General features: G+C 34.2%; 26 protein-coding genes. 6 read left to right on the top strand and 20 right to left on the bottom strand.

Going from position 1 to position 22,099, the window contains the following annotated elements; genetic code table 11:
• Window positions 1-43: 43 nt before the first annotated feature.
• The 5 genes from LCF45_RS10185 to spoIIP all read right to left on the bottom strand — a co-directional run bounded on the left by LCF45_RS10185 (window position 44) and on the right by spoIIP (window position 4,847).
• The gene (locus LCF45_RS10185; protein WP_033730245.1) at window positions 44-1,519 is read right to left on the bottom strand and encodes an amidase family protein; all 1,476 of its coding nucleotides are present in this window, start codon (window positions 1,517-1,519) and stop codon (window positions 44-46) included.
• Between the two features lie 187 nt (window positions 1,520-1,706).
• A complete protein-coding gene (locus LCF45_RS10180; RefSeq protein WP_078206902.1) occupies window positions 1,707-2,153 on the bottom strand; it encodes an NUDIX hydrolase in 447 nt (148 codons plus the stop codon).
• 23 nt (window positions 2,154-2,176) lie between these two features.
• Window positions 2,177-2,917, bottom strand: a complete 741-nt coding sequence (locus tag LCF45_RS10175; RefSeq protein WP_002031537.1) for a M15 family metallopeptidase — start codon at window positions 2,915-2,917, stop codon at window positions 2,177-2,179.
• 11 nt (window positions 2,918-2,928) lie between these two features.
• Window positions 2,929-3,426 carry a GNAT family N-acetyltransferase gene (locus tag LCF45_RS10170; protein ID WP_002127012.1) on the bottom strand — a complete coding sequence of 166 codons (498 nt, stop codon included), beginning with the start codon at window positions 3,424-3,426 and terminating at the stop codon, window positions 2,929-2,931.
• Between the two features lie 266 nt (window positions 3,427-3,692).
• The gene (gene spoIIP, locus LCF45_RS10165; protein ID WP_002127011.1) at window positions 3,693-4,847 is read right to left on the bottom strand and encodes a stage II sporulation protein SpoIIP; all 1,155 of its coding nucleotides are present in this window, start codon (window positions 4,845-4,847) and stop codon (window positions 3,693-3,695) included.
• Between the two features lie 89 nt (window positions 4,848-4,936).
• Between spoIIP and LCF45_RS10160 the strand changes: the two genes are divergently transcribed.
• Window positions 4,937-5,242, top strand: coding sequence for a hypothetical protein (locus LCF45_RS10160; protein WP_002127010.1), 306 nt, complete (start codon window positions 4,937-4,939; stop codon window positions 5,240-5,242).
• A 4-nt stretch (window positions 5,243-5,246) separates the two neighbouring features.
• Window positions 5,247-5,552, top strand: a complete 306-nt coding sequence (locus LCF45_RS10155) for a permease (RefSeq protein ID WP_078178819.1) — start codon at window positions 5,247-5,249, stop codon at window positions 5,550-5,552.
• Here the strand turns inward: LCF45_RS10155 and LCF45_RS10150 are convergent.
• From LCF45_RS10150 to cbpA, 4 genes are all read right to left on the bottom strand, one after another.
• The gene (locus LCF45_RS10150) at window positions 5,525-6,091 is read right to left on the bottom strand and encodes a DUF1572 domain-containing protein (protein ID WP_002168571.1); all 567 of its coding nucleotides are present in this window, start codon (window positions 6,089-6,091) and stop codon (window positions 5,525-5,527) included. The two genes, LCF45_RS10155 and LCF45_RS10150, sit on opposite strands and share 28 nt — an antisense overlap.
• Window positions 6,072-6,401: a chaperone CsaA gene (gene csaA / locus LCF45_RS10145; RefSeq protein WP_001263027.1), complete on the bottom strand. Its 330-nt coding sequence runs from the start codon at window positions 6,399-6,401 to the stop codon at window positions 6,072-6,074. Before csaA ends, LCF45_RS10150 begins: the two co-directional genes overlap by 20 nt.
• 66 nt (window positions 6,402-6,467) lie before the next feature.
• On the bottom strand, window positions 6,468-7,805 hold the full coding sequence (brnQ4, locus tag LCF45_RS10140) for a branched-chain amino acid transport system II carrier protein BrnQ4 (RefSeq protein WP_400517919.1): 1,338 nt from the start codon (window positions 7,803-7,805) through the stop codon (window positions 6,468-6,470).
• 450 nt (window positions 7,806-8,255) lie between these two features.
• Window positions 8,256-8,903 (bottom strand): cyclic di-AMP binding protein CbpA, encoded by a 648-nt coding sequence (gene cbpA / locus LCF45_RS10135; protein ID WP_002186059.1) that lies wholly within the window; start codon window positions 8,901-8,903, stop codon window positions 8,256-8,258.
• 387 nt (window positions 8,904-9,290) lie between these two features.
• Here cbpA and LCF45_RS10130 point away from each other — a divergent pair, with 387 nt between their 5' ends.
• The 3 genes from LCF45_RS10130 (at window position 9,291) to LCF45_RS10120 (ending at window position 12,180) form a co-directional block, all read left to right on the top strand.
• The gene (locus tag LCF45_RS10130) at window positions 9,291-10,178 is read left to right on the top strand and encodes a hypothetical protein (RefSeq protein WP_263894780.1); all 888 of its coding nucleotides are present in this window, start codon (window positions 9,291-9,293) and stop codon (window positions 10,176-10,178) included.
• Between the two features lie 210 nt (window positions 10,179-10,388).
• Window positions 10,389-11,696: a hemolysin family protein gene (locus LCF45_RS10125; protein ID WP_002086044.1), complete on the top strand. Its 1,308-nt coding sequence runs from the start codon at window positions 10,389-10,391 to the stop codon at window positions 11,694-11,696.
• A gap of 1 nt (window position 11,697) precedes the next feature.
• Window positions 11,698-12,180: a DUF456 domain-containing protein gene (locus tag LCF45_RS10120; RefSeq protein WP_000217328.1), complete on the top strand. Its 483-nt coding sequence runs from the start codon at window positions 11,698-11,700 to the stop codon at window positions 12,178-12,180.
• Between the two features lie 24 nt (window positions 12,181-12,204).
• Here LCF45_RS10120 and LCF45_RS10115 read toward each other — a convergent pair whose 3' ends face one another.
• From LCF45_RS10115 to cls, 4 genes are all read right to left on the bottom strand, one after another.
• The gene (locus LCF45_RS10115; RefSeq protein ID WP_002168577.1) at window positions 12,205-12,825 is read right to left on the bottom strand and encodes an NAD(P)-dependent oxidoreductase; all 621 of its coding nucleotides are present in this window, start codon (window positions 12,823-12,825) and stop codon (window positions 12,205-12,207) included.
• A gap of 238 nt (window positions 12,826-13,063) precedes the next feature.
• Window positions 13,064-13,243 carry a hypothetical protein gene (locus LCF45_RS10110; protein ID WP_002012451.1) on the bottom strand — a complete coding sequence of 60 codons (180 nt, stop codon included), beginning with the start codon at window positions 13,241-13,243 and terminating at the stop codon, window positions 13,064-13,066.
• Between the two features lie 197 nt (window positions 13,244-13,440).
• The gene (locus LCF45_RS10105; RefSeq protein WP_002012450.1) at window positions 13,441-13,905 is read right to left on the bottom strand and encodes a spore coat protein; all 465 of its coding nucleotides are present in this window, start codon (window positions 13,903-13,905) and stop codon (window positions 13,441-13,443) included.
• Between the two features lie 32 nt (window positions 13,906-13,937).
• Window positions 13,938-15,122, bottom strand: coding sequence for a cardiolipin synthase (gene cls, locus LCF45_RS10100; protein ID WP_002127002.1), 1,185 nt, complete (start codon window positions 15,120-15,122; stop codon window positions 13,938-13,940).
• A gap of 159 nt (window positions 15,123-15,281) precedes the next feature.
• Between cls and LCF45_RS10095 the strand changes: the two genes are divergently transcribed.
• Entirely contained in the window at window positions 15,282-15,368 is an 87-nt protein-coding gene (locus LCF45_RS10095) for a YjcZ family sporulation protein (RefSeq protein ID WP_000505094.1), read from the top strand.
• A gap of 129 nt (window positions 15,369-15,497) precedes the next feature.
• Here LCF45_RS10095 and LCF45_RS10090 read toward each other — a convergent pair whose 3' ends face one another.
• From LCF45_RS10090 to LCF45_RS10060, 7 genes are all read right to left on the bottom strand, one after another.
• Complete coding sequence (locus LCF45_RS10090) at window positions 15,498-16,004, bottom strand: acyl-CoA thioesterase (protein ID WP_002012448.1); 507 nt, start codon at window positions 16,002-16,004, stop codon at window positions 15,498-15,500.
• Between the two features lie 119 nt (window positions 16,005-16,123).
• Entirely contained in the window at window positions 16,124-16,993 is an 870-nt protein-coding gene (locus LCF45_RS10085) for a TIGR03943 family putative permease subunit (protein WP_002012447.1), read from the bottom strand.
• 3 nt (window positions 16,994-16,996) lie between these two features.
• A complete protein-coding gene (locus LCF45_RS10080) occupies window positions 16,997-17,893 on the bottom strand; it encodes a permease (protein ID WP_000418719.1) in 897 nt (298 codons plus the stop codon).
• A gap of 199 nt (window positions 17,894-18,092) precedes the next feature.
• Window positions 18,093-19,034, bottom strand: a complete 942-nt coding sequence (locus tag LCF45_RS10075) for a magnesium transporter CorA family protein (RefSeq protein ID WP_000932386.1) — start codon at window positions 19,032-19,034, stop codon at window positions 18,093-18,095.
• A 186-nt stretch (window positions 19,035-19,220) separates the two neighbouring features.
• Window positions 19,221-20,600 carry a putative polysaccharide biosynthesis protein gene (locus LCF45_RS10070; protein WP_002031482.1) on the bottom strand — a complete coding sequence of 460 codons (1,380 nt, stop codon included), beginning with the start codon at window positions 20,598-20,600 and terminating at the stop codon, window positions 19,221-19,223.
• A gap of 96 nt (window positions 20,601-20,696) precedes the next feature.
• Window positions 20,697-21,299, bottom strand: coding sequence for an undecaprenyl phosphate transporter UptA (locus LCF45_RS10065; protein WP_002031481.1), 603 nt, complete (start codon window positions 21,297-21,299; stop codon window positions 20,697-20,699).
• 104 nt (window positions 21,300-21,403) lie between these two features.
• On the bottom strand, window positions 21,404-22,021 hold the full coding sequence (locus tag LCF45_RS10060; protein WP_002031477.1) for an NUDIX hydrolase N-terminal domain-containing protein: 618 nt from the start codon (window positions 22,019-22,021) through the stop codon (window positions 21,404-21,406).
• Window positions 22,022-22,099 lie beyond the last annotated feature (78 nt).

Genomic DNA, 22,099 nt, shown 5'->3' with positions numbered 1-22,099 from the left:
AAACAAAAAGGACAGGAATTCCTGTCCTCTTTGTTTATTCTATTCATGACAAGTTGGGAATCTTCCTATGTTTTGTCGCTTGTTCAAAAGCATATGCTAGTTTAATTAATGCCCCTTCACTAAAAGCAGCACTTGCAAGAGTAATTCCAAAAGGCCTCCCATTATCCATATATCCCGCAGGCATTGCTATAGACGGATAACCTGCTTTCGCACATATAGTAGATCCTATATAAGAAGGGAACAGTATCGCATCCAGGTTATATTTTTCCAACGCAAAATCAATACCTTGTTTTTGCGAAAAAAATATATCTTCTAATCTTGCGTTTAAATATTCTGGATTTCTTAACGTATTAGGAAAATCTTTTCTTCTTTCTAACTTAGTTTGTCCATATTTCAAAGCTCTTTCTGCTATGTTTTTATTAAACTCCATTAACTCCGAAATAGAATGTACTGGAATAGTAGAAGGTAATTTAGAAAGATAGTTATCCAAGCTGTGCTTCAGCTCATAAAGTGGAACTCCCCAACTCCATTCCCTATGAAAAGACGGAATATCAATATCTTCTACTACTGTCGCTCCCTCACTACGTAATACTTGGATCGTTTCCTCAAACAATTTTTCATCGTACTCACCATTTTCGTAATAGTCTTTTGGAGCATTGTTAAATACGCCAATCTTTGCTCCCTTTAATCCATTTACATCGAGATAAGGTGTATAATCTTGATATGCCATTCCTTCACTTTTATGAGTGGCTACATCCAGCTCATCCACTCCCGTTAAGTTCCCTAATAGAATTGCAGCATCCGTTACCGTTCTAGCAAATGGCCCAGCTGTATCTTGTGAATAAGTGAAAGGAATAATTCCACTACGACTAATTAACCCAACAGTCGGCTTAATACCTACAACCGAGTTTTGAACAGCTGGACTTAAAATAGAAGCATCTGTCTCTGTTCCAACGGATAATACAGTAAAGTTAGCAGCAACTGCTATAGCAGACCCTGTACTTGAGCCGCCAACAATCATATCATCCTCACCTGTACCGTAAGGGTTTATTGTTTGCCCACCTCTTGCACTATATCCAGCCCACATTTCAAATGACATTGCATTTGCTAATTCTGTCATATTGGTCTTTCCTATTATTACTGCTCCTGCTTCTCTCAGTTTCGTAACGAGAAATGCATCTTCACTACTTATATTTTGTTCCAGGGCAATCGTACCAGCACTTGTATGCATCGAGTCATTCGTTTCAATATTATCCTTAAGTAAAACAGGTATACCATGTAATGGACCTCTTACACCTTTTGTCTTTCTTTCATAATCTAACGCTTCTGCAATAAAGATAGCATCTGGATTGATTTCTAAAATAGAATTGATTTTCGGTCCATCTTGGTCATACTTTGCGATTCTATGAAGATAATACATGACTAGTTCTTTTGAAGTTAACTTCCCAGCTTCCATTTCCTTTTGAATATCATGAATTGTTAATTCTTTTTGCAATAATGTATTAAACTGAATTTCCATTTTCATTCTCCTTTTATAAGCCCTTATATATATGACATGTATCTATTACTTTTTCATTTTCTCCGCCCCTCGCATAAACAGCTACAATCCCTTTAAAGAAATTCAACTCACCAGTTTAAAAACCTTTAATTTCCAGAGAAATAAAAAGAGTCTGAAACGAATACAATATCGCCTCAGACTCTTTTTATTATTTTACATATACCTCTTCTAACAAATGTAAAAACTCGCCTTGTTTACCTGCTAATTCAGGGCATTTGTTAATATCAACCCATTCATAACAAAATACTAAACCTTTGTCTTCCTCACCAGCACTTACTATATGTTCCCACGTATCTTTCACATCTGTTAATAATGAAATGTGGAAAAAATGACGTTTTTGATATTCCTTTTTTTCTTTCATATAAATAATGTAATCAGAAAGGAAGCGCTCGATACAAAAATGGCGTAGTCCTGACTCTTCTTGTACTTCACGTAAAATTGCTGCCTCTAACGTTTCGCCTTCATCTACCGTCCCGCCTGGCACTTGGATACCAACCTCTCGTATATCACGATGTTTAAAAACGAGTAGTTGCATAGCCCCTTCTTTTTCTCTCGTAATATATGCATGTACCTTTTTCTTATATAACATCGTCATCTTAGCCCTCTCCCCTCAATTCATTACTGCGTTACTTCTTCAATCGTCAGTTGGTTTTCATATAAATATGTAGCTTGCGGATTCCCAACATAACGTACATGCCACGGTTCATAACGATAACCGGTAATCCCTTCTTTCTCTTTCGTATATCGAATAACAAAACCAAACTTATGGGCATTTTCAGAAAGCCACTTTCCTTCTTTCGTCTCCCCAAAAACAGTTTCTAGCTGAAATTTAGCAGATTGAGATGTAATATCCATAGCTAGTCCTGTTTGATGTTCACTCGTACCAGGGACTGCACTAGACATCGCTGTCTTTGCTTCTCCATCTTGTCTTTTATACATTGTATTTAATGCTTTTTGTCGATCAAAAGATCTAAATCCAGAGACTGCAAAAAGGAAAATCCGCTCATTATTGGCTTGCTGAAACATTTCCTCAAGTGCCACCGCTGCCTCTTTCCTCATCTTTTTCTTCTCTTGATCACCTTCACTAGAGTAACGTACTTTCGGAACAACTAAATCTGGCGGTCTATACCCATCTGGTAAACGCCTATTTTTATTCACAAGTACAAGCATCGAACTTGGATTACTAATGACTGCGATATCCCCATCCATATTAGCAATCGTTTCTTTAGCTTTCGGAAATATATTGTTTACATTTACTTCCTTCGCCTCTTGCTCCTTGTACATCTTATAATTTATTCCTGCTACTCCAATGATCAGTATCATTGCTACGATACCAAGTAGTGCCCATCTTTTTTTCATATAACGACCTCTTATTTTAATAATTTGGCCATTTCATACTCATCGATACCTTTTCCATCGATGATAAGAGCAGATTTTTTGACACCTTCTTGTTCAAATCCAATTTTGCTATATAGTGCCTGAGCTCTTGTATTGTGGGCCATTACCGTTAATTCTAAACGCCATACATCATGTAATCTTGCCCACTTCTCTACTTCTTTAAACAAACTCGTTCCAATACCTCGGCCACTATACTCTTGCAAAATGCCAATTACAATGCCTGCCACATGTCTCTTTCTTTGAATATTATTTCCATCAACTAAAATAAACCCTACTATTCTCTCTTCTTCAACTGCTACAAATATTGTCGCATATTCATTTTCTATAAAACGGTGGACCATCTTTTCTTGTTGCTCTACTGTAGTTTTTCGTTCTCCTGGTTCGTATAACATAAATTTCGTTTCTTCATCTAATTGCTTACTTAATTGTAAAAATGATGCTGCATCTTCTACTCTAATCTCACGTATCACCTTAATCCCCTACCCATTCTGTTAGTTAAAAATTTTCCTTGTGAAAAGATTTTCTATATTTTTGCGAAAATCCCTTTCTAATTCTCCTATTATAAATAGACAAATTTCGATATTACTATAGCAATTACAAATTATGTCTATAATGTGACATCTTTTCATCCTCATTTCATGACAAACAAAAAACGTAAGCTGTACACTTACGTTTTCCCCCAATTGATGTAGGCTGATAACCATCGGCAATGCCTACCACTAATTCAAATTTCACTTTATCCATTCACTTTTTCTGCTTGCCAAAAATATTCACCAAATGCCTTAGCAAGTGCATCAATTGATCGATTTAATTCTTCCTCTGTATTATCTACCCCGCCAACTTCAATTAATATCGCTTGTCCTGATAGGTCTTGATTGTAGACTCCATTTCCTGTTTGGAATCCTTTTTGAATTACACCACGGCTCATTCCCGGATATTTCTTACTAATCGTCTCATGTAACGCAGTTGCTAATTGTAAGTTTTTTTCATAGTTTTTGTTACCTTTCCCAATTACAAAAGCAAGCTTTGCATATGATTTATCTCCAATTGTTTTTGTCGTGACATTTTTCCGTGCACTATCACGGTGCAAATCGAAAAAATATTGGAGTTCTTTATTACCAGCCATCGCTTCTTGTACAATTTCTCGTGACAGTTTATAAGAACTATTACTATTTAATCCTTTACTTATTAATTTTTGACCAACATCAGTTTTATCGTTAGTAGCACCGATCCCTTCACTTTCTAACTGTTCTCGCAATCGATCGCCAACTATTGAAATATTCGTTACAGAACTCGTTGCTTTATTTGGATTTGGATCATTCGTTAAGTTAAGTAACGGCAAATAAGATTCCCAGCTATGTGAATGATAAATCAATGCAACTTGTCTTTTTCCAGTCGTTTGAGCTGGTTGTTTCTTCTCTTTATTCGGATCAGGCTTAGGAACTTGTCCAGCTTCTCCAGTCCGTTCCTTCACTACTTCTTCAAGAGGAACACTCGATTCTATCGGTAAGTTGGAATAATTTGTTCCTTCACCTGCTATAACGATTTCTGTATCATATTTCCCAAATCCCGGAAGTTCTTTCCCGACAAAACTACGTACATCATCAAAACGAATATTCGTAGCCATCGAAAAGAGGAATGAAGAAATAGAAAAGTCTTGATTCAAATTCCGGTACTCCTGTGTAAAATAATGATTCTCTTTCCCAATAACGTACATGTAACCATTCATTGATAACTCATTTAACCAATTATATAAATACGTTGACTTTGTCTCTTTCATGGAAGTTACCATTACACTAATAAGAAAGAAAGTCGCTAATACCGTAGTAATAATAAATATAATTAACTTGCGTACACTTGTTAATTTCACGTAAAAAAAGCCTCGATTCATACTATCACCCTCTCTATTTCAAGTTATGTACAAGCTCTAGAGAATAGACCGCTTAAATTCCGGCTATATTGTTAATGAGGTGAAATGAATTGAAGCTACTAATAGGAACATTACCAATCGTCTTATCATTTATTTTTTATTTGTTTGCTTTACATCCTAAAATTCGTATTGTGCTACATATTTCCGCATACTTAGCATTGTATGTACTCGGGACAATTATTTCTATTAATATATATGATGTTTTAATACAAAATTTAGTTTTCATGACAAGCATTCATGGAATTTTACTAAATCCACTTTTTCTACTTGCAGGAGCGTATATAGGGATATACACTTTGTACTTAATTTTGTCTCAAATTATTACGAAACTAATGAATTCCAAAAATGGAGTGTAACGAAATGCAGCCACCATTCATCTGTCATAAATGTAAAAAAAGAATAACGAGAAGGAAAGATCTTATTACCTCTACATGGCATTTCCGCTTTTATTTGTTTCATAACACTTGTTTCAAAAATCAGCAATTATTTGTCTCACGTTTTATTCCTATAAATACACTCTTTGGTTTCTTTCTTATTACATATGGGCTTATTGCTGGCAGCATTCTAATGTTCACGGAGCCCTCTATCAATTGGCTTATTTTTTTGCTTCCTATTTTATATCGGTTTCTTTCATATTATTACGTTGAACGTTTTTTCTGTAAATAACTAGTAGATTGACCTCTGGGAATGCTTAAACACTCCCATTCATTTTCTTTTAACATTTTACCAATGTAAATGATTTGTCCAATATGTAAAGCATAATGAGAAATTTGCCTTTCGATCGCTTGCATGACAGTGTGTTCTTCTCCACGAATGTATACTTTCTGCAAAATCTGCTCTGCTGTTAAAGTATCCATCGTTTTAAAAACATACTCCCACCCTTCTTGCCACGCAGCAAGCGCTTCTTGTTTTGAATTGTAGCCACCTTCAAATTCACCATCTCGGTTACGATCTATTTTTTCGCCATCAGACGTTAAAAATTCTGTCCATCTTGAACGCATATTACCATGCAAATGTTTCATTATAATCGCTATGCTATTTGTTTCTTCATGAGAAGACCATTGTATTTGTTCGTATGATAATTGAGAAAGTACCCGTTCTCCTTGTTGCTTTGTTGTTTTGAAATTAGAAATGGCACATTGTAAATATTCTCGTCCGATATCCATATTAGCCCCTACCTTCACACTAACTAATTTTTGTTCCATTTGGCAGTTCCATATTAGGCTGAAGCAACACAACATCACCAGCTTCAGGAACTCCACCTAATACAAGCACTTCCGATTTAAATCCAGCTACACGCTTTGGCGGAAAATTTACAACAGCAACAATTTGCTGACCGATTAAGTCTTCTGGATTATATCTCTTCGTAATTTGAGCACTTGACTGCTTGACCCCAAGCTCCCCAAAATCAATTTCTAGTTTAATCGCTGGCACTCTCGCTTCTTTAAATTCCTCTGCCTGTGTTACTGTTCCAATTCTTACATCAAAAGTTAAAAAATCTTCAAAATTAGCCATTTTATCATTCCTCCCAATTATTACTTAGACAAAATACAAAAATCCCCTTTAAAAAAAGAAAGGCGCCTAAGCACCTTTCTTTTGTAATTCACTTGATTCATTTGATTTATAGAAGAAGAAACCGAGAATCCCGCCAATACATGATGGGATTAGCCATCCTATTCCTTCTTTATATAATGGTAACATTTGTAGCACATTAGAAATCGCATCAATTTTAATGTTCGCACTTTCTAAACCGTTAAAGAAACTAATTAACAACGCACCTAAAATAGCTCCGATATATATTGTATTACGCTTCCCTATCCATTTATGGAAATATGAAAGAACGATTAATACAATTGCAACTGGATAAATGATCATTAACACTGGTAATGTTACTGTGATTAATTGTGTTAACCCTAGGTTAGATACAATTAAACTAAATACACATACCATAGTTACAATCGTTTTATGCGAAAGTTTTGGGAATAAGTTTGTAAAGAAGCCAGCACACGCAGATGTTAATCCAACAGAAGTTGTTAAACAAGCGAGTATAATTACAAGTCCTAATAAAATTTTGCCACTTGTTCCATATAACTCATTTACAACATTCGTTAAAATAAGACCACCGTTCTCCGACACACCAAGTGATGTACTTGTAGATCCGAGATATGCAAGTGATAAATATATTAACGTTAAGCCTAATACAGCAATAATCCCTGATACAACTGTTATTTTTGCGATTTGTCCGCTCTCTTTTATCCCTTTTGAGCGAATAACTTGTACAACAACAATCCCAAACACAAGTGCACTAATCGCATCCATCGTTAAATATCCTTGAATAAATCCACCAAAGAAAGCATTCTCTTTATAAGCAGCTAAAGGTGCAGCCGGTTCTCCAATTGGATCAATAATTGCTTTTCCGACAATAACAGCAACAATCAATACTAACAATGGTGTAAGAAATTTCCCGAACCAATCCACTAATTTAGATGGATTTAATGATAAATACCACGTTATTCCGAAGAAAACTATAGTGAAAAGAAATAGCATGTACCACTCAGAAACCATTGTCTCTGATAGAAATGGCTTCATACCCATTTCAAATGAAACAGCTCCAGTACGCGGAATCGCGAAAAATGGTCCAATCGCTAAATAACTAATCAATGGGAAAATAAACGCAAATATAGGGTGAACTCTAGAAGATAGCGCTTTCAAGTCCCCCTCTACAAACGCGACAGCTGTTACAGCTAATAGGGGTAATCCGACTCCCGTTACAAGGAATCCAATTGTAGCAATCCAAACATTTTCTCCTGCTTGTTGACCTAAAACTGGCGGGAAAATTAAATTTCCTGCCCCTAAAAATAGTGCAAATAACATTAAACCAATCGCTACCGTATCACCTGGCCTTAAACGTCCCTTCATGCTTTTCATTTGCATAGCACTTTTTCATTGTTTATATCTCTTTTCACAATATGCTATGCATCCTCCTCTCTGCTCAAGATGGTAAAATATGCCCCTTACAAAGCAATGTCTTTCTCCATAATTTCTCCATTCCCCTTATTCTTACTCTAATTATTAATTTTTGATTTTTGATTTTTTTGAATATTCGAGTCATTAGAGTGTTATAACGTGGAGTTTAGTTGTCAGACCTCTTTGTTTTTATCACACATATAGTAACATATTTGGCTGAAAAATAAAAACATATTTTTAAATAGAATTTTTTGAAAATCAAAATTATCCACACATACCTCCTTTATTTATTCTATTACACAAATTTTTTTAGAAATTTACGATTTTTACATTTTATTATATTTGAATATCTTTATACAAAAGAAAGTAAAAGCCATCAAAAAATAAGATGGCTTTTACTTGTTAGTCTATCGTTTCAACTTCACGTGGATTATTCATCTCTTCAACATACACAACTCTAAATCCATGATCTTCTAAATCCTTTAGCAATGTTTCTAATTCACTATCTTCAAACTCTTCTCCCAATGTAAACATTATTCTACGTACTAATAAAGCATCATTATCAAAAGTCATTAAGCTTTGAATACCAGTGTATTTCTTTAGCACTGTCGATAATTTTTGAATGGCCCCATTATAATCTTGTGTTCCAATCATGACAGAATATTTACTAGAATGGACTCCCCATGCATCTTCTAATAGTTCAAAAACTTTTTTATGAGTTAAAATACCAAGGAAGACCCCTTTTTCATCAACTACTGATAAATACGGTAGTTTTTTAATTGTAAAAAATACTTTAAAGAAGGAAGAGTCTTCTCTCACGTACCCATTTTTATCGTTCAATAATTGTAATACATTATCTTCAAGTGAACCTTTATATTCTAAAATATCTACTTTGTATACATTCCCTAAAAACTTCTCTTTTTTTTCATCTAAAACTGGTACACAACGATACCCCGTTTTATTTAAATGTTCCAGCGTTTCCCCTATCGTAATTGAACTTGAGCAAAACAAAACTTCCCTTTTTGGCACATAATTCCCTTTAATCCTCATAAAAAAGCCTCCTTATGCTAAAATACTTTCTGTGCCATAACTATATTATATTTTCAGAAAAAAATAAATATATTATTTTATTTTTCTGAAAATTATTCATTTTTCCGTCATAATTTATTCATTAATCATACACTTATTTAAATTGAAACTTTAATAAGTGGGGATTTCCCCCCACTTATTATTAGCCTTCACCAATCGGGCTTTTACTGCAGTCGATATACCCACCTAACTTCTACGCATTCGCCGCATTTTGAGGTAGAGTCTTACTGCCCGTTAAAGCGGGATAATCTCTCTAACTTACTTCGAGAAAAATATGTTGTAACTTTATCCGAAAAAAGCTAAAATAAGAATAAGAATTTTCTGAATATTCAAAGAGTAGGTGATTGTATGTCCTTATTGCGCTCACATATATGTAAATTTATAGTTGGTATTTTTATTATTTTTGTCATAAGTCCTATTCCAGCATTATTCATTACACATAATTACTCTTACACAACTGGATTTATTAGCATTTTTCATAACTTTGCACAACTTTTTTCTATTTCAATTCCAAGAATCGATTGGATGCATGAACCTATCCTTTTCTCAGCAAATCAGATTATAAATACACAAAATATGATACATACTTCTAGCCATTCGTCACCACTATTCCCCTACATATGGGAAATATATTTTTTATCAATCGTTCGTTTCACATTCACTCTTGTAATCGGTTTCTTTATTAGTTTAGGGATCGGTCATCTATTTTTAAAAGCACCGAGATCAGTAAGAAAGTGCACTTCCTTATTGCGCTGGATACCATATTCTTTTGGTACTGTGATATTACAATGTTCAGTACTATTACTACTACTCTACATCGCGGAATTCATGAAGGTTCCTTTCTTCTCCTCTTTTATCATCGTATGTAGTACTTCCATGATAATCGTTCTGCAAGCAATAAAAAAATGGCTTCCTTTCTTAAATAATACAAATGAATACGAAATAAAAAATTCAGCCTTCCTTATTGATACGTTATTTATGGCGCTTACTTCCAATCATAAATCTATTCTAAGTTCCATTATTCTTTCATTTGTTTTTATGGAATGTGTTTTTCACGTAAACGGACTCTTACAATTTATCGTTCAATTTGGTGGAAATGCACCTATAGTTGTCGCAATTGGTTTATTACTTCTTTACATCCCATACAGCGTATTATCTTTTCTCCAAACACTATGGACAACAAACTACAATAAACAGCAAACATACACTTTAACAAGAAGTATTTCAAAACCATAACGTAGAATAACCGTCTACTTTAAATTAAAAGTAGACGGTTATTCCTATTATATAGAGGACAAAATAACAGCAAATTAAAAAACTACTATAGAAACCTACCATTATTTACCCATTTTCTTTGACTAATCTTTTCATTTGGATTTATTATAAAAGTATAACATAATTACAGGAGGTGACATCTTTATTCCAAATTAGGAATAAAGAACACACTTGGACATATTAAATATTTTTCTCATCTTTATACTTATCCTTATTTCTGGTTTTTTCGTTGCTTCAGAATTCGCTGTCGTAAAAGTACGAAAAAGTCGAATTGACCAGCTTGCTAATGAAGGTAATAAACAAGCATTAGCTGCAAGAAGCGTTTTATCTAACTTAGACGTTTATTTATCCGCTTGTCAGCTTGGCATTACTATCACCTCTTTAGGACTTGGTTGGCTTGGTGAACCAACTGTGGAACATTTACTGCGACCACTATTTGAAAAAATCAATATTACTGGAACAATGGCTAACACGTTATCCTTTATTATTGCTTTTAGTGTGATTACTTTTTTCCATGTTGTATTAGGCGAGTTAGTTCCTAAGTCTTTCGCAATCCAAAAAGCTGAAGCAATCACATTAAAATTTGCAAAACCGCTTATTTTATTTGATAAAATTATGTATCCGTTCATTTGGCTTCTCAATAGTGCAGCTATATTTTTCACAAAATTACTCGGTTTAGAGCCTGCGAAAGAAAATGAACTTGCCCATTCCGAAGAAGAACTACGACTCATTTTAGGTGAAAGCTATAAAAGCGGCGAAATTAATCAAACCGAATATAAATATGTAAATAATATTTTTGAATTTGATGATCGTGTTGCTAAAGAAATTATGGTACCTAGAACTGAAATGGTTTGTTTATCTACTGAAAATACGTTAGAAGAAAATATGAAAATCGTTGCAACTGAAAAGTATACACGTTATCCTATTATTGAAAAGGATAAAGATGATATTATTGGAATGATAAATACGAAAGAGATTTTTCATAATCAAACAAAAGGCATTTACAAACCACTTGATGCCTACATACATCCTGTTTTAACTGTATTTGAAACAGTTCCCATTCGTAAAACGTTAATACACCTCCAAAAGAACCGCGTACAAATGGCGATTGTTATGGATGAATACGGCGGAACTGCTGGCCTTTTAACGATGGAGGATATTCTTGAAGAAATTATCGGAGAAATTCAAGATGAATTTGACGCAGACGAATCACCAATGATTGAAAAGCGTACTCCTAGGCTTACTGTTTTAGATGGGAAAGTACTCATTTCTGAAGTAAATGATATGTTTGGCCTACATATCGATGAAAGTGATTTAGATACAATTGGTGGTTGGCTTCTCTCTCAATCAATTGATTTAAATATTGAGGCTGGCTATTCAGTTGAATATGATGGTTTTCAATTTAAAGCATTAGAACTTGATGGGCATCAAATTAAAAAGATTGCTGTACATAAATTAGATACTACAAAGGAGTTATAAAGTGACTGTTTTACTAACAATTTGTATCATTGCTTGTTTCATTGTTTCATTTCTTGCCTTTATATACCCCATTATCCCTGGCATCCTTGCCGTATGGGCTGGCTATTTCATTTATCATTTTGGAATAAACGGCGGAGAGTTAACGACATCTTTTTGGATTATTCAAGTCATTTTTACACTCTTCATTTTCGTTGCTGACTTTATTGCAAATGGATACTTCCTAAAAAAATACGGAAGTACAAAATCGGGCGAACGTGTTGGTATGGTTTCTATCATTGTCGGATCGTTCTTCTTCCCACCATTCGGGCTTATTATCATACCGTTCTTATCTGTATTTATTACGGAACTAATGCATAAAAAGGCGCCAAAAGACGCCCTTTTAGTCGGAATTGCAACTGTTGTCGGTTTTTTAAGTAGTACAGTAGCGAAAGCAATTCTCCAAATCATTATGATTATCATCTTTGTATGCTATATCATTTTTTAGCCATCCCTATTTTGGGATGGTTTTTTAATATGAAATACCTACTCGGCTTTTCTCGTATAAGCTTTTATTACGTAAACTCCATGTAAACTGAGCTGTATCACCAACTGTGATTTTCGATCCATCTGTTGGCAACATATCTTGTTCAGTTCGATATACACCGGTTACATCACCATCTATTAAATGCGTCGGACAAACAACAGTCCAACATAGTTTACTATTATTCAGCGCTTCATAAGCAGCTAAATGATCTTCCGCAGCTGTTGTCATTTTTCTTTTCGATTCTTTTGATTGGAAACGATATATACTTGGGTTTGTTCGTGCTTGTAAAATACCAGCAGTTCCTATTGTAACAATTTTCTTTATGCCCTCTTCTTCCATTTGCTTTATAATAATCGGTAAACTCTTCTCTAACGTCCCATTCCGATCAGTTCCAAGAGCACTAATTACAATATCACATCCTTTAATCGCTTCCTTTATATCATTTCCGTTTAACACATTTCCCTCTATAATATGTAACCTTTCATGCTCTGTTTCCACTCTACTCAAATCACGAACTAATACCGTCACTTCATATGAATCATGTAATGCCAATTTCATAATGTGTGATCCTACTCTACCTGTCGCTCCTAATATACATACTTTCATATATTATCCCCTCTTCCATTCTTTCTCTCTATTTTTCCGCAAAACTTACAAATACGCAACAAAAAAGCTCCCTCATATATGTGAGGAAGCTCTATTATCCATTTATCCCGCATTAACGGGCAGTAAATTCGGCGAATGCGAGGAAATTAGGCGGGAGATAACTGCCCGTTAATGCCCGATTGGTGTGGGCTAATAATCAGTGGGGATGGACAAAATCCCCACTGATTAAAGTTTCACTTTATTTCTTTTCTTTCGAATCAGAAGATTTTTCTGTTCCACTTGTTTCTTTATCTTTCTTTTCATCTTGCTGCGAAGTTGTGTCATCCTCTTTCTTTTTATCCTCATCTTTACTACAACCTACCATTAATAAAGAACTTGCAAGTGCCATAGCAGCTAATGACTTAACCCATTTGTTCATTTGCGTTTCCTCCCTTTGATAGAATATGTACAACCCCATATTACTCTTTATTTTTAAAGGAAAGATTTAAAAACAGTAAAGATATTGTAAACTTTTGTAAATACTCTGATAACACAACTGGTTTGTCTCAATTCTTCTAATTGAGCCTTTCATTAGACATAAAAAAACTAAGACGCCTTTCATTCCGTCTTAGTTTTTCACGCAAACTTCTCACTTTCATTTTCATATAAATGTTTAATTTTATATTCCTTCTTCACAACATATTGCCAAACACTATAAGCATAACGATTCATTTTCACAAAACAATTTTCCAAGAAAGAACGAAACTCTGGGTTCGCAACTTCCACTGCAACTTGAGCAAACTTTAATGCTAATCGCTTCAAATGTGAAATATAACAAATAGCAATCCCAATATCCCCTGTATACTCATTATCTGTTTCCCTATCCATTTCAGTAAATTCCGGCCACATTTGTTTACAAGTTATATGTTGTATATTTTCTCCTTCTTGAAAATTCACTTGTTCATTATATGCTTGTAACATATACGGTAAATGATGCTGCAAAATATCTTTTAATTCTTCATCTCGAACCTTGCTCGTGTATTCTCCAACTTTATATATAAGTGTGTAACTATATGTCATCAATTCTTTCATACAATCCATTAAAGCGCCTCCCTTCCTATTTCATCTCTATACTATAAATATGATGCGATAACATTTGATATTCTTGCTAGAAACCAATCCCATCTACTAATTTTCTCAAAATCTTCTTCAGAAAATCGTTTTGATTTATGAAAGTCTTCTTTTAATCGACTCCATACGTCAGCAACGACTGTCTTATCATATATGAAACAGTTAGATTCGTTATTTAAGTAAAAACTTCTATTATCAAAATTTGCTGTACCAATATCAACCATTTCCTCATCGATGATTGTTACTTTCCCATGAAAAAATCCATTTCGATATTGATAAATCTCCGCTCCAGCATCTAACATGTCTTTCAAATAAGGATAGGCAGCCTGTTTTAGCAATACTGCATCACTTTTAAATGGGACGAGGATTTTTACATGGACACCACGATTTAATGCATCTTTCAGCCCCTTCACCATTTCTTTACTCGGTACAAAATATGGTGTAGCGATAATTAAAGAATGTTTTGCCTTCTTTAAAAACGCTCCATACTCCTTCCATAAACCTTTTCCATTCGAAAATACGTATTGATATTTTACATTTCCTTGTACAGGTAACTCTTGGTGTATAGGAAACTTTTCTCCCGTATCTTCTTGCCAGTCTTCCGCAAACTTCCGTTCCATATCAGTAGCTCCATTCCCTTCGATGCGTACATGATAATCACGCCACGGACCAAATTTAGGATCCTGTCCAAGATATTCCTTTCCGATATTGAAGCCACCAATGTACGAAACTTTCCCATCTATAGTAACAATGCGTCTATGATTACGTTGATGCAAAGAATAAAATAAGTTTTTTAATTTAGGTTTTTTACTAAATGTAAACTTCACGCCTTTTTCTTTTAATTGATCAATTATCTTTTTCTTAAGCTTATATCCGCCAATGCGGTCTACTGACAATTTCACATCTACTCCGCTAGATGCTTTTTTCTCTAATAACTGTAAGAACTTTTGGCTTATTTCATCTTTTCCTACAATATAAAAATGAATATACACATTCTTTTCTGCACGATTTATATCCTCAAATAAACTTTTATATAACTCATCACCGTTCGTATATACTTGAAAATCCCCTGATCGGATTTTTTCTAATTCATATCCACTAGCCATTTTCTTCCCCATTTCCACATCAACGTTCATCCATATGAATACACCTATAAAACAAATTATTACAATTAAAAAGCGCTTCATGGATACGTTCCTTTCTCTAACTACTGTTATTCCTATATCTTTCCTTTTTTAAAACATTATCATACAAAAAATATGTCATTGCATGATATACGTCCATATCAAACAGGAGCTCATCTGCATATTGTATGTTGTATCTTAAAATAAAAGGAGGAAATAACAATGGGCTTCGCACATGGTAATGGATTTGCGCTACTAGTCGTATTATTTATCCTCTTAATTATCGTCGGTGCTGCTTGCTTCTGCTAAGCAGTTATTGTAGTACGATATGGGGATGAAAAAAATATAAAAGCGGACACCTATTTTTAGGTGTCCGCTTTTCATTTCAAAAATTTCCTAACCTATTACAAAATAGTACCACTAGGAAAGTATTTTATATCAAAAAGTTAGCAGTGTAGCTACCTTCTTACTCTCTGCCTTACGAATATGGCGCTGTTCTGCACGTAACACAGCAATTCGATGCAATTCTTTCTCCTCTTCTGTCTCAGGGATAACACGCGGTACAGGAACTGGATTATTCTCCTTACTAAGCGCAACAAAAGTAACGAATGAAGTTGCTGCTACACGTTTTTTACCTGAAATTAAATCTTCTGCTACTACTTTCACAAATATCTCCATAGAAGTTCTTCCCGTCCAAATTACGAAAGATTCATAACTAACACAATCTGAAGAACGTACTGGATGTAAGAAATCTACCCAATCCATAGACGCTGTGACACATTCCATTCTCGAGTGTCTCGTTGCTGAAATTGAAGCAACCATATCCATCTCCGCCAATATCTTTCCACCAAATAGCGTGTTATGATCATTTAAATCCGTTGGAAATACTCGACTCGTTTTAAACACCCTTGATTCATTAGCTGTTTTACCCTTTACTTCAGTCATTGTTATCACCCCTTTAATTATTTATCCCTAATATCCCAATATACACTACACCTCATGAACTACACGTTTAATATTAACAATTTTTAGAACTTTTAGTCCACAAAAAAGAACCGATTTTATCAATCGGCTCCTCTAAACACATATTGTTCTTTCGGCTGTTCAACTTTATTCCATTTCGTTACCTCTAACACTGGAATATTCGCATGAAACGGCTGATAAAATTCAGTTGAAATTTCTCCCTCTATCTGAATCCAATCATCATTTTTCCACTCTACCCCTTCTGGTTTTTTAACTAACATACCATATACACCCGAGTCCGCAACACAATGTATAATGCCGAAACGGAATAAGAAATATTGTTCCTTTTTAGAAGAATCATCTCGGAAAACAAATCCTTTATAAGACAGGGTTTTACCAGTAAATTCACCAGGATAATTATAAATTGTCTCCATACCCTTTAAGAAATCTTCATCTTTTAAAGTGATATTATCTTTCGTAACAAACTCTTTCTTCCCTTTTTCCATTACACCACGATATCCTTCTTTCCCGTAATAAATACTCGTGTCAGGTCTTAGAAATTGTCTTGTCATAAATGGATCTTTACTTTCTGCTTGCGCTACTGGAAAATGGAATCCCTTCGCCTTAACAATATCGGAATCTAATGTTGCAATTGGGAAAAACAATCCTGTAATGATTGGAAAACAGAATAACGTGTAAGAAAACACTTTTTTCCACCATGTATTCTCATCTTTCGAATGATCATGCCCACAATGACTATGATCACAACTACAATCATGTTTCTCTTTTTCCTTTTGGTGCTCTTTTTGGAAAACGATAATAATTTGTACAATCGTTAAGAAACCTAAAATAATAGCAGCAGTTTTTGATAAATAGGCGTACTTCATATTTATATACTTCGTAATGTTACCGGAAATATGAAGCTGTCCAATTAAAATTGTAAAGCCTAATAATATATATGCTCGAAACATAACCTACCACCCCATCGCATAAATGAGTAGTGAGCTTGCATAAACAACAAGGGTAACTGTAACCGTCACAACAATTACAAATTTTGTTTTAAATGTCGCAAGCATCATAAACATATTTTTAATATCCACCATCGGTCCATATACGAGAAACGCGACAAGTGACGCTGTTGAAAATGTACTTTGGAACGAAGAAGCAATAAATGCATCCGCCTCTGAACAAAGTGATAAAATGAAAGCAAGTCCCATCATTACAGCTGATGAAGAAAACGGACCTTGTCCAATAGCAAGCAATGTTGAAGTTTGTACAAACGTTTGAACTGCAGCAGCAATTAACGCTCCTAACACTAAATATTTCCCCATTGAGAAAAATTCCTCAACAGCATGTGTACATACATCCCACATTTTTGTACGTAACGGACGCTTATGGTTCACTTCTGGGAAGTGATCATCTCTTAATTGATGTTCTTTAAACATAAATGATAATATAATTCCAACGATAATTGCTACGATAATCGCTACAATAGAACGATACCATACCATGTGCATACTACTTCCAAAAGCAACATATGTTGCAAATAATACAACTGGATTAATAATCGGTCCAGTTAACATAAATGCAATTCCTGCATAGGGTGGAACCCCTTTTCCGATTAATCGTCTTACAATCGGAACAATTCCACATTCACATCCAGGAAACATCATACCTAAAAAAGTAGCTAATAAAACAGACAGAAATCGGTTTTTAGGCATCCATTTTGCCACCATATCTTCTGTCACAAACATTTGAATGAATCCTGAAATAAATACACCAATTAGCACAAAAGGAAGTGCTTCGATTAATATTGAGATAAAGATTGTATTCATTTGCAGGAATGCTTTCGGTAATTGAAACAATTCCATGATGTATTTCCTCCAACTTTTCATTAACAATATGTAATTTTAACCCCATTTCATTATTTGAACAAGAGTTATATGGAATTCATAACCTTCATACACATTACATTTCACAAGTTATATTCTGTTCCAAAATTGAGATTTCCTAGCAAAAAAAGCTGCGCTAGCACAGTTTTATAACTATGCTAGCGCAGCTTTCCTATCATTAAAAGTAACGTTTCTTCCAAAAAACAAATGCTAAAGTGAAAGATAATGTTACACATATTATAAGTACAATTACAAAACCATGTGCTTCCCCTTCAAACGGAACCTTTACATTCATTCCAAAGAAACTAGAAACCATCGTTGGTAATGATAAAATGATTGTAATAGAAGTCAACAGTTTCATAACACTATTTAAATTGTTAGAAATAACCGAACTAAATGTATTCATCATTCCACTTAAAATGTGACTATATATTTCCGCCATTTCAATAGCCTGCTTATTTTCAATTAATACATCTTCTAGTAAATCTTGATCATCTTCATACATTTTCAAAAATGTACTGTTTCGCATTAATTTTTGAATTACAATTTTATTTGCCTTTAATGATGTTGTAAAATAAACTAAACTTTTTTCAAGGCCGAGCAATGTGAAAATTTCTTTATTTTTCATCGACTTATTTAATTGGTGCTCTAAATCGATTGTTTTTCGATTAATTTGCTTTAAGTATCTTAAATAATAAGTAGAAATTGTATATAAGAGCTGAAGTGCGAAGCGCGTCTTTTTAAACGTATAAAATTCTTTAATACGTTGATTAATAAAGCGTTCAAAAATTGGATTTTCTTCTAAGCAAATAGTAACAAAACAATCTGGCATTACAATCATACCTATTGGAATCGTGTCATAAATTGAATTTCCTTCTTCATCATGTCTGACTGTCGGAATATCCACGATAATTAAAGTATTATTGTCTTCCTTTTCAATACGAGAGCGTTCTTCATCATCCAAAGGGTCTTTAATGAAATCTAAGTCTACATTTAAAGTTTGTACTAGATACTGAATTTCTTCTTCTGTTGGATGAAGTACATTAATCCAGCAGCCCTTTTGCATTTCCTCAATCTCTTGTAGTTTTCCGTTTCGGTCTGTTAAATAAATATTTAACATACTATCACCCCGATTCTTTTTACATGTGGGAATCTACCTCACTTAAACAACAGTTTTTGAACCGCTATTTTCAGCATATGAAACAAACGATTAAATTTCAATAGAAAAATTATTTTGAAAACGTTTTTTTAAGAAAAATCTTGTAAACATAGAAAAAGACAGAGTGTTCTCTGCCTTTAAAAAAGCTTATGTTGCCTTTATAACATATTTAGAAAGCATCCACAAGTTAAAGCCGACTGAAATCGTATAGCCAGCGTATGTTGAAATGATAAAACTTACATAATCAAAATACGGTAGCAATACAATATTTAAAACGATCTTCACAGTTATTCCGATTACTAATCCTAGCACTGTTTTCTGTTGTTGATTAATTCCTTGTAACATGGCAGCGGTTACTGTAAATAGTGAGAATAGTATACAAGCAGGAGCATAGTACTGCAAAATAATACTGCCCATCTCCGGATCATTTCCAGCACCAAATAAAAGAGTATACACTGGTTTTGCTAAGATCATCATTCCAATCGCCGCCGGTACGGTAATTCCTACCACTAATAAATTTGTCCTTGTAAAGTGTTTATACAGTAGCTTCTCATTTCCCGCTGTATAAGCTTTCGTCATCTCAGGTACAAGGGACATACTAAAAGCTGTTGCAACAGAAACCGGGATAAGTACAACCATCTGAACAAGGCCAATAATCGCATTAATCTTTTCTGCTTCTCCTTGCATATATCCTACTTGTATAAGTAGCTTATTAATTGTAAATGTATCAATCGTCTGATATAACGGAATCGCTAATCCAACTACAACGAAAGGAATAGAATATGTAAACAGTTCTCTATACAACGAAAAAAAAGTTTTCGTCGTTTGTGGTATACTGGCAATCTCTTTTTTCTTTAAATGTTTTCTCCTTCTTATATAATACGCACTTAAAACACTTAATCCACCTAGTGCTCCCATAAATGCTCCAAACGTTGAAATACCAACTGCCAACGAAACAGAAGCTTTTATAACATATAAAACGACAAAGCTTCCTATCAAAATAGTTAAGACCCGAAAAAATTGCTCTACAACTACACTGAGTGCAGAAGGTCCCATAGATTGAAAACCTTGAAAGAAACCACGTAACAAGCTCATTACAGGAACGAGTATTAACGCAAAACTTACAATTTGAATATTGTGTGTGACAGCTACCACACTATTACCCGACTGATCATTTCCATCAATCACAAGTTTAGCTAAATGTGGTGCTAACATATATAATGCTAAACAAGAAATAACGCCCATAATGACCATAAAAACGATACCACTCTTTAGCACTCTCTTAACAGTGTGATAATCATTGAGTTGATCATATTTTGAAACCATTTTTGAAACGGCAAGTGGCAATCCCATCGTTGCAATACTAAGCATAATTGTATAAGGACGGTATGCATACGTATATAATACGTACCCACTCGTACCCACCATTGCTGTAAATGGTATAACATATATAAACCCTAACATTTTAGATATCATCGTTGCCATCGTTAAAAATATCGTTCCACGTAAAAACGGTGATCCTTTCATCACATTCCCCCGCTACGCTTTATTATTACACATTATGGACAACTCCTTTTTTTTAGAACTGAAACAATAAAAAAAGCCAATGAAAAATCATTGACTTTAACGCGCTGCTTTTTTCTTTTTTAAATACTTTAAACCGAAGTATAGAGCAACAAAGAGAACAGCCCCTATAATTATGTAATGTGTGTAATCAGATGCATACTCTTTAATATGTCGCCAATTTCCACCAAGCTTTTCACCTAAGTATATAAATAGTATTGACCATGGAATAATCGCTACAACTGTATACAGTGTGAAAAGTTTTAATGGCATCTTAGCTAGTCCTGCCGGAATAGAGATTGCATGACGTACAATTGGGATAAAACGTGCCGAAAATATTACTCCAGCTCCGTAACGCTTAAACCAATTTTCTGCTATGTCTAAATGGTGTTTATTAATAAGTAGATATTTTCCATATTTCTCTACAACTGGACGTCCTCCATAGTATCCAAGCCAATATAAAAAGATTTGCGCTAAAGTACCACCGATTGTTCCAGCAATAACTGCACCGACAAAGCTAATTTTACCATCTGCGACTAAAAAGCCAGCATACGAAAGTACAATTTCACTCGGGATAATTTCAATCATTAAAGCTAGTGCTACTCCAAAGTAACCTAGACTTGCAAAGAATTGCAATAACTGATCTATTATGTTTGCTAACATTTTCTTTTCTATCTCCTTTTTTCTTCACATACCATCCCATTATTACATAAAGGTTGCATTCTGCCAATATCTTCATTTCAACAATATCATCGGCATAAGCATTATTAATCTATTAATATTTCTTTTTGAGGTTCTTTCATGTAGGCAAACATTTCTTTAATTTGCTCTTCTGTATTTCTAGCAATCGATAAATTAGGCAATTCATTCTCATCAAAAAACTCCACATCTTCTGTTTCAATACTAGTTTTCTTTTCGCCACCAATAATCTTACAGCCAATAAAAATTTTATATACATGTGTTGCTGAAGGCGATGGTTGATGTTTTTCTTTATCAAATATAGCGAGTAGCTTAAAATCATCTACTTCATAGCCCGTCTCCTCTAAAACTTCTTTTGCTGCTACTTCTGTTGGCGTATAACCAACATCAGCCCATCCACCTGGCAATGCCCATTTCCTATCACTTTTTTCTTTCACAAATAATAGTTTTTCATTTTGAAAAATAACTGCCCGTATATCAACTTTAGGTGTTTGATAGCCTGTCTCACTTGCAAATAAATTCTCTACTACTTCCCAATCTGTCTTTGTATAATGTGACATCATTGAAACTGAAATGTCCCGTAATTGTTGGAAACGCTCTATATCATATACATCCTTAGAATACGTTAAACCCGCTTGAGCTATAGATTGTATTTGTTTTACCCAATCAATCCACTTGACCGTCATGTTTCCACATCTCCATTCTTTATTAAGTAAATATTACGTCAATTCAATCGATACATCTTTATTATACAAAAAAAGAGA

This window comes from Bacillus sp. 41-22 (assembly GCF_025809295.1).
In the GTDB taxonomy this organism is placed as follows: domain Bacteria; phylum Bacillota; class Bacilli; order Bacillales; family Bacillaceae_G; genus Bacillus_A; species Bacillus_A mycoides.
This window is presented reverse-complemented; position numbering and strand designations above follow the sequence as displayed.